The organism is uncultured Lacinutrix sp. (assembly GCF_947500325.1).
In the GTDB taxonomy this organism is placed as follows: Bacteria; Bacteroidota; Bacteroidia; order Flavobacteriales; family Flavobacteriaceae; genus Lacinutrix.
On record NZ_CANMRQ010000117.1, the window covers coordinates 1 to 235 of the forward strand.

At 36.6% G+C, this 235-nt stretch carries 1 protein-coding gene; it reads left to right on the plus strand.

Annotated elements, in window-relative coordinates:
• Positions 1-235: hypothetical protein (locus Q0997_RS20425; RefSeq protein WP_299892602.1), on the plus strand; the 235-nt coding region annotated here is incomplete at both ends.

A 235-nucleotide genomic window follows, 5' to 3' on the forward strand; every position in this document is an offset into this window, starting at 1 on the left:
CATTTACTGTTCCTGCTGATATTACTATTAACTGTGAACAAGATCCTAATGATTTAACACTTACTGGTGATGTAACTAATGAAGCGGATAACTGTGATAACACGCTAGAGGCGACATTTACTGATAGTACAGCGAATGGTACTTGTGCTAATGAATCCGTGATTACTAGAACTTGGACACTTACTGACGATTGTAACAATACAACTACGCTTGTTCAAACCATTACTATACAAGA